The 7,538-nt window shown below is 72.1% G+C and carries 7 protein-coding genes and 1 tRNA gene; 6 read left to right on the top strand and 2 right to left on the bottom strand.

What is annotated here, in order from left to right; all coding sequences use genetic code 11:
* Positions 1-44: 44 nt before the first annotated feature.
* Complete coding sequence (locus ACFWFR_RS15440; protein WP_191800489.1) at positions 45-683, bottom strand: 5-formyltetrahydrofolate cyclo-ligase; 639 nt, start codon at positions 681-683, stop codon at positions 45-47.
* 307 nt (positions 684-990) lie between these two features.
* Between ACFWFR_RS15440 and ACFWFR_RS15435 the strand changes: the two genes are divergently transcribed.
* The 6 genes from ACFWFR_RS15435 (at position 991) to ACFWFR_RS15410 (ending at position 6,902) form a co-directional block, all read left to right on the top strand.
* Positions 991-1,614, top strand: a complete 624-nt coding sequence (locus ACFWFR_RS15435) for a GNAT family N-acetyltransferase (protein ID WP_191800487.1) — start codon at positions 991-993, stop codon at positions 1,612-1,614.
* A gap of 81 nt (positions 1,615-1,695) precedes the next feature.
* Positions 1,696-3,165: a hypothetical protein gene (locus ACFWFR_RS15430; RefSeq protein ID WP_377623546.1), complete on the top strand. Its 1,470-nt coding sequence runs from the start codon at positions 1,696-1,698 to the stop codon at positions 3,163-3,165.
* 79 nt (positions 3,166-3,244) lie between these two features.
* Positions 3,245-3,320 (top strand) — tRNA-Ala (locus tag ACFWFR_RS15425).
* Positions 3,321-3,450: 130 nt separating this feature from the next.
* Positions 3,451-4,077, top strand: coding sequence for a GNAT family N-acetyltransferase (locus ACFWFR_RS15420; RefSeq protein WP_191800483.1), 627 nt, complete (start codon positions 3,451-3,453; stop codon positions 4,075-4,077).
* 45 nt (positions 4,078-4,122) lie between these two features.
* Positions 4,123-6,027, top strand: coding sequence for an ABC transporter ATP-binding protein (locus ACFWFR_RS15415; RefSeq protein WP_377623545.1), 1,905 nt, complete (start codon positions 4,123-4,125; stop codon positions 6,025-6,027).
* Between the two features lie 11 nt (positions 6,028-6,038).
* Positions 6,039-6,902 carry a carbohydrate kinase family protein gene (locus tag ACFWFR_RS15410; RefSeq protein ID WP_377623544.1) on the top strand — a complete coding sequence of 288 codons (864 nt, stop codon included), beginning with the start codon at positions 6,039-6,041 and terminating at the stop codon, positions 6,900-6,902.
* 58 nt (positions 6,903-6,960) lie between these two features.
* Here the strand turns inward: ACFWFR_RS15410 and ACFWFR_RS15405 are convergent, their stop codons facing one another.
* The gene (locus ACFWFR_RS15405; RefSeq protein WP_191800477.1) at positions 6,961-7,269 is read right to left on the bottom strand and encodes a hypothetical protein; all 309 of its coding nucleotides are present in this window, start codon (positions 7,267-7,269) and stop codon (positions 6,961-6,963) included.
* Positions 7,270-7,538 lie beyond the last annotated feature (269 nt).

Raw genomic sequence — 7,538 nt, 5'->3', positions numbered from 1 at the left:
CATCGCGCCCGGTCCGGCCCCTTCGTCGTCGAGGAGTCGTGAGGTCAGTCCTGGACGAGCCAGCGCCAGCCCTGCGGGGTCGCGACGCCGTCGATCGTCCGGTCGTGCTTCTCGAGGGGGAGGGGACGCTCGTCGGCGTCGTAGACCTCGTCGGGGAACACCACGGCGATGACCTTGGTGCCGGGGCGCATGTGCTCCAGGGCGCGGTCGTACCAGCCGCCACCCTGACCCAGCCGGACACCGCGCGTGTCGACCGCGAGGGCCGGGGCGATGACGACGTCGGCGTCGACGAGCGCTGCCGCACCCAGGGCGGGTCCGCTCGGCTCGGGCGGGCGGCCGGGCGCACGCTCACGCAGGTCGTGCGAGCCCGCGTACTCGGCCCAGTCCCGCTGCAGGCCCGCGCCCAGCACGGGGAGCAGGACGCGGACGCCGCGTGCGGCGAGCCGGTCGAGCATCGCGGTCGTGCCGGGCTCCGTGGGGCGTGCGGCGTAGGTCGCGACGCAGCGCGCCGTCAGGACCTCGGGGATGGTCTCGATCACGTCCGCGATCGCGAGGGCCGCTTCGTCGCGGCGCCTCTCGCTGCGCGTGGATCGGGCGGTGCGGATGGCTTTTCGGAGGATCTCCTTCGCGTCCTCGGGTTCGATGCTTCCGTGCAAGGGGTAGGGCTGAACCGGGCCACTCATGCGCCTATTGTCGCAAAGGTTCGGGCAAGAAGTGTCCGGGGTCCCGTCGTCGGACGGAAAGGTCCGGAACGCGGGGCGTTCGCACGGACACGTGAGGGCGGTGGCGTGCGCGAGCAGGTGTCCCGCGTGGTGCGCGACCCGGCCGGCGGCGCTATTGTCGGTGCGCCAGATCGTGATACACCCTGTCCACCGGGCCTCACGTCAGTGATCCTGGTGCTCGGAGGCAGGACGTCTCGGGCTCTGCTGCCGGGAACGGATGATCGATGGGCGCACGACGATGACGAACAAGATCGCACGAGCATGGAGCATGTCGAAGCCCTGGCCGGTCACGCTGCGCGAGGACGCGGTGGACGGCAGCGTGGTGCTGCGCCCGCTGCACCGTCGTGACGGCCACGACTGGATGACGCTGCGGGCCCGCAACGCGTCGTGGCTCGAGCGCTGGGAGGCGACCTCGCCCCGACCCGGCACGGGAGCCGGCGGCCCGCCGACGTTCGGCGAGTACGCGCGGATCCTCGCCGCCCAGGCGCGCGCCGGGACGTCGTTGCCGTTCGCGGTCGAGCTCGACGGCGAGCTGGTCGGCCAGCTCACGGTCTCGAGCATCACGTACGGGTCGCTCTGCTCGGCGAGCATCGGTTACTGGGTCGGTGAGCACGTCGCGGGGCGCGGGGTCATCCCGACCGCGGTCGCGATGGCCACGGACTACTGCTTCCAGGTGCTGGGCCTGCACCGCATCGAGATCAACATCCGCCCGGAGAACGGCCCCAGCATCCGGGTCGTCGAGAAGCTCGGGCTGCGCGACGAGGGGCTGCGCGAGAGGTACCTGCACATCCAGGGCCACTGGTGCGACCACCGGACGTTCGCGATCACGGCTGAGGAGGTCCCCGACGGCCTGCTCGCGCGGTGGCAGGAGACGCGCCGCGCGGCCTCCTAGCGCACGGACGCGACCGCGAAAAGGACCGACACGCCGCCCGGCGTCCGGTCGACCGCCAGGGCCCTCGCCTACGGTCGGGATGTGGATTCGACGACGGGCTCAGGAGGCGTGGCGGTCCTTGCGCTGTTCGTCCTGTGGTTCGCCTACTACGTCCCGCACCGGGTCAAGCAGCGCCAGCAGCTGCAGGACGCCCGGGTCGAGGACAGGTTCTCGGGGTCCTTGCGTGTCCTCGCGGTCGTCTCGGGACGTCGGCGCGGGGCACCGGGGGAGGGCGCGGAGCACGCGTCGTCGGGCGAGGGGCGTTCGCTGCTCCTCGGTCCGGTCCCGGTCAGCGAGCCGGACGTCGCCCTGATGTCGAGGGCGTCCGACGCGTCCGGGTCGACGTCACGCGTCCTGCAGGTCACGACCGGGGTCACCACCGACCGCCGGCCATCGTCGGAGGAGGAGCCGCAGACCATGGAGACAGACGTCCGCGCGAGCGATCCTCGCCCGAGCATCCCGCCGCGCCGTCAACCGGCGGGCGGAGGGTTCGACGACCCCTTCCCCCCGCGCAAGGTCGCGTCCCCGTCGCGGATCGCGATGCTGGAACGCCGCGCCAAGGCCGCGCGTCGCCGGCTGGCGCTCACGGTCGTGCTGCTCCTCGCGAGCGTGGGGGCGTGGGTGGCCTTCGGGTACGGGCTGGTGCCCTGGTACGCCGCAGCAGGCCCGACGGCGGTCCTCGCCCTGGTCCTCGTCCTCGGCCGCCAGGCGGCGCTCGCCGGGAAGCGGGCCGATGCCAGCTGGCATGCGGACCGCCGCACGGCTGCGCGCGACGCTGCCCGGGCCGCACGGGGACCCGTGGCGGGCAGCCCGGTCGCGCCCCGCAACGTCCACCCCTCGCGCGTGACGGGCCACGCCGTCCGCTCGTCGCAGACGAGCACCCAGATGATCCCGCGCGTGACCGCCGAGGACCTGGCCCGCGGTGCCGCGCGCGGCAGGGACCAGCGCCCGGCGACCGGGTCGACAGCGCGCGTCGAGTCCTCGACGGAGCCCGACCAAGCTCGGCCCCGGACGGGCGCGAGCGGCGGCGACCTGTTCGACGACCGCGACCGGTCGGCAGGCCCGGCGGGCTCGACGGCCGGCGACGCACCCCGTGCGGGGACGGCACCCGGCACGCCTGCTGACCTCGGCACGACCGCGGTGCACCTCTCCCCGGCGTCCGCACCGACCCCGGTCGTGCCCGCGGGCCGTCCGGAGACCCCCGAGGCCGAGATCGGCGGGGCCTGGGACCCGGTGCCCGTGCCACGACCGACCTACACCATGAAGCCCACGGCTGAGGAGACGGGCGTGCCGCCCGTCCAGGTGGCCGTCCCGACCGCCCCGCTCGCCCAGCCGACCCAGGACCAGGCGTGGTCCGAGGTGTCGGAGGGGACGCCGTCGGGCGTCGGGGCTCCTCAGGGCGACCAGCCCGTGCCGGTGCCCGCGCCCGGCGACGAGAAGAAGCCCCGGACCGAGACGCTGGGCCTGGACCTCAACGAGATCCTGGCCCGTCGACGCGTCTCGGGACAGTAGCTCCTGGGCCGTTCGCCCTGCCGAGGGGGAGCGGATTTGTCGAAGAGCGCAGGTCAGGTGTTAATGTTGACCTCGTTCTGGGGCTATGGCGCAGTTGGTAGCGCGTCTCGTTCGCAATGAGAAGGTCGGGGGTTCGAATCCCCCTAGCTCCACCAGGCACAAGGCCCGGAACCTCACGGTTCCGGGCCTTCGTCGTTGCTGGCGAGCATGGGGCGGTCACCCGACGAAAAGCTGCGCAGGAACACCGACCGCGGCCCACGTGCCCCGCTCGGGTACTGTCGCGGGATGACCGAGCCGCTCCTTCCTGACTCCCTCGCGCTCGCCATCGGGTGCCACCACGACGGACCCGGCCTGGCGGACCTCTCGCGTGCACGCCTGCCCTCCATGCCTCACCTGCACGACGAGGAGCTCTGGAGCACGACCTACCGGTTCGGTCCGGGCTTCCATCCGCGGGACCGGTACTTCCCGGTCCTGCGCGAGCAGGGCGAGCGCTCGGACGTCCGTGACGAGCGTGTCGTCGCGTTCGCCTGGGTCGACGCGGCGCTCGACGAGCAGGCCGGCGTCGCCGAGCCGTGGTGGTGCCTCAACGCGATCGCGGTCTCGGGCGACCGCTCGGGCGCAGGGCTGGGTTCGTACCTGGTCCGCAAGGTCGTCGAGCAGGCGCGGGCCGCGGGCGTCTCGACGCTCTACGGCCAGACGCCGCCCGAGGCCGCGGGCTTCTGGGAACGGCTCGGGTTCCGCGTCGGGGGCGTCGACGAGATGCTCGCGTCGGACCGGCTCGTGACCCTCGCCGACGGGCGCACGCTGCGCCCGGTCGTGACGCCCGAGCCGGGGCACCGGTTCTTCGTGCTCAACGGCCTGCAGGGCCCGACCGACGCCCCGAGGCTGCTTCCCGCCCAGTACGAGTCCTGACGCACAGCCCAGGCTGATCCGCTCCTCGCTTCCTACGATGGTCGGATGACGACCGAGAGCGCTGCCCGGCCCAGGAGGCTCGAGCCCGCACAGTACGCGCGAGCACTCTCGGAGATCGTCCGGCTCTCGGCGCGCACGTCGCCGCTCGCGGTCACCATGAAGATCGTCGGGTCGATCGTCGCTGCTGCGCTCCCGCTCGTGACGACCTTCTTCGCGGCCCTGACCACCACGGCCCTCGCGGACGCGTACGCGGGCACGGACGGCGCGGGCAACCGGGCCATCGTCTACGTGATCATCACGGCGGTCCTGGGGCTGTTCATGGTCGCCTTCAACAGCATCGACCGCTACATCCAGCGCTCGATGCAGTACAAGGTGGGCGCCAAGGTCTCCGACATGATGTTCGAGCGCTTCCTGTCGCTCGAGTTCTGGCGGTACGACGACAAGGACACGGTCGACCTGTTCGACCGCGCCAAGCGCTTTTCCGAGGCCTACCCGCGCGTGCTGGACCGGCTCGCGACGATCTTCACGCAGGTCGTCTCGGTGATCCTGTCGGTCGTGACGCTGTTCTTCGTGAGCTGGTGGATCGCGCTGATCGTGCTCGTCGCGATCCTGCCGAGCGTGTACCTGCAGTTCAAGCTGTCACGGGCCCAGATCGCGCACTGGAACTCCCACATCGAGGTGCGGCGTCGGCGCGGGATGATCGAGCGCGGCATGCTCCAGCCCCAGTACATCTCCGAGCTGCGCGTCTACGGCATGGTCCGGCACCTGCTGGGATTGCGACGGGAGCTGCGCGACGAGGACGAGAAGCGCCGCATGGAGTTCGAGAAGACGTACATCCCCAAGCAGCTCCTGGGCGACGGGCTCCAGGCCGCGGCCGAGGTCACGGCCCTGGTCTGGGTCGTGCGACAGATCGTGCTGCACACCCAGCCCGTCGGGCAGTTCGTGCTGGTCCAGCAGGTCGTCTCGCGCGCGCTCAGCAGCGCGAACGGCCTCGTGGACTCGCTCAGCAGCATCGACGAGGACCTCGCGAACCTGTTCGACTACGAGGCGTTCATGGCGCTGCCCGTGAGAGGGGAGCGCGAGCGCCAGCTCGCCGCGGCCCCGGAGACCATCGCGGTCGAGGACGTCACGTTCCGCTACACGGGCTCGGACGTCGACGTCCTCAAGGGCGTGTCGCTGACCATCCACCGCGGCAGGCACGTCGCGATCGTCGGGGAGAACGGCGCGGGCAAGTCGACGCTCGTCAAGGTCATCGTGGGCCTGTACGCACCCACCACGGGAGCCGTGCGGCTCGACGGCGTGGACCTCCAGGACCTGGACGTGAACTCCTGGCACGAGCAGCTCGCGGTGCTCCAGCAGGACTACCTCAAGTACGACTTCGCGACGGCCCTCGAGAACATCCAGTACGGCGACATCAACGACCCACCCAGCCGCGAGCGCGCCCTGGCGGCGGCCCACGACGCCGAGGCCAAGGAGTTCCTCGAGAAGCTCCCGCGCGGGATCGACTCGTACCTGAGCACCTGGATGGAGGAGAAGGGCAGCCGCAAGCGCGGCACGCAGCTCTCTGGGGGCCAGTGGCAGCGCCTAGCGCTCGCGCGCAACTTCTACCGGGCGGCACCCGTGGTCATCATGGACGAGCCGACGTCGGCGATCGACGCCCTGGCCGAGGCGCACATCTTCCGTCGCCTGTTCGCGGACAGGTCGCGCACCATCATCGCGATCAGCCACCGGCTCGCGACGATCGAGAAGGCCGACGTGATCTACATGCTCGCGGACGGCGTGGTCGCCGAGCAGGGGACGCATGGCGAGCTCGTGGCGCTGCGCGGGAGGTACTACACGATGTTCGAGGCCCAGCTCTCGGACCGGGACCGCGAGCAGGACACGGACGTCGACGACTCGCCGGAGCGTCCCGCGCCCGAGCCGACCGTCGCGGCAGGCGACGCCGAGTAGCGTCGGGCGGCATGGAACATCAGCCTGCCCCGGTCTTCGTCGCCGGCCCCGCGTCGTGGAACGAGCTCGTCTACCTCGACGCCCTGCCCGAGCCCCGCTCGCAGACGCTCTTCGCGCGACGCCACCTGGCCACGGTGGGCGGCACGTCGGCGGGCAAGGCGCTCAACCTGCGTGCGCTGGGGCGTGCGGTCACGCTGCGCACGGTCCTGGGGTCCGACGACGTCGCTCCCCGCGTCGAGGACGTCCTGCGGGCAGCGGGTGTCGCGCTCCTCGTGGAACCGGACCCGGACGGCCGGACCGAGCGGCACCTCAACCTCATGGGTGCGTCGGGCGAGCGGTTGTCGATCTACCTCCAGGCGCCGGGGGACGTGCCTCGTGGGGAGACCTGGGAGGCCGCGGTCGCAGCCCTGGGCGACGCTCGGGCGGTCGTGATCGATCTCGCGGTCCCGGCGCTGCCGTTGCTGCGCGAGGCGCGACGCCTGGGAAAGGACGTGTGGTGCGACGTGCACGACTACGACGGGGAGGCCGTGTTCCACCGCGAGTTCCTCGACGCCGCGACGTTCCTCTTCCTCAGCTCGGACCGGTTGCCGGGATACCGCGCGTTCATGGAGGAGCGGGTCGCGGCCGGCGCACGTCTCGTGGTCTGCACGCACGGGGCCAGGGGAGCGAGCGCCCTCACGGCCGACGGCGAGTGGTTCGACGTTCCGGCGGTCACGGTCGAGCACGTCGTGGACACCAACGGGGCGGGAGACGCGTTCTTCGCAGGCTTCCTCGACGCGCACCTGTCGGGCGCCACGGTCGCCGAGGCCTTGTCCGCCGGTGCGGTCCGCGGCGCGCTGTGCGTGCAGAGCCCGGACATCGCGCCGACGGTCTGAGGGAGCCGCGGGCGGGCCTGGGCCGTGGCCCTGGGCCGACCCGGTAGGTCGTGGACGGTCAGGACCCGGCGGGTGCGACGCACTCGATCGCGCGTCCGTCGACGACATGGGTCCCGACCCCGAGCTCCGCGCACTCGCCCATGAGCCAGACGAGGGTCGCAGCCCAGATCACCACGGCCACGATGACGAGGAACGAGACCGCGATCGCGGCTACTGCCCACCAGTTGTGCTGGCGCGCCCGGCGTGACCTGACCAGTCCCACGATCCCCAGGACCAGCCCGACCAGCGACAGAGGGATCGACAGCACGAGCGCGACGACGCCCAGAGTCTTGCCGGGGTTGGTGGTGATCGGCTCGGTCTCGGTCACGGGGGTCCTCACGGGTCGGTGTCGGGTCGGCGTTCGCCGGGCGGGGTGCCCGGGCTCGGCTCGACCTGCGGCTGCTGCGGGCCGGATGCCGGTCGACGGGGATCGTCCGGGTGGTCGGCACCGTCCAGTATCGCCGAGTCGGCCGGGCCGCCGAGCGGAGCGCCTGCCAGGCGGTCGCTCCCAGGAGCGCCCGTGGGCCCCCACCCGCCGAAGGCGGGGGCCCCCGGGGGGGTGGGGCGGGGGGAGGAGGAGGTGTTCCGGATTGCCGT

Source organism: Oerskovia sp. NPDC060287 (assembly GCF_042726775.1).
GTDB lineage: Bacteria > Actinomycetota > Actinomycetes > Actinomycetales > Cellulomonadaceae > Oerskovia > Oerskovia merdavium.
This window is presented reverse-complemented; position numbering and strand designations above follow the sequence as displayed.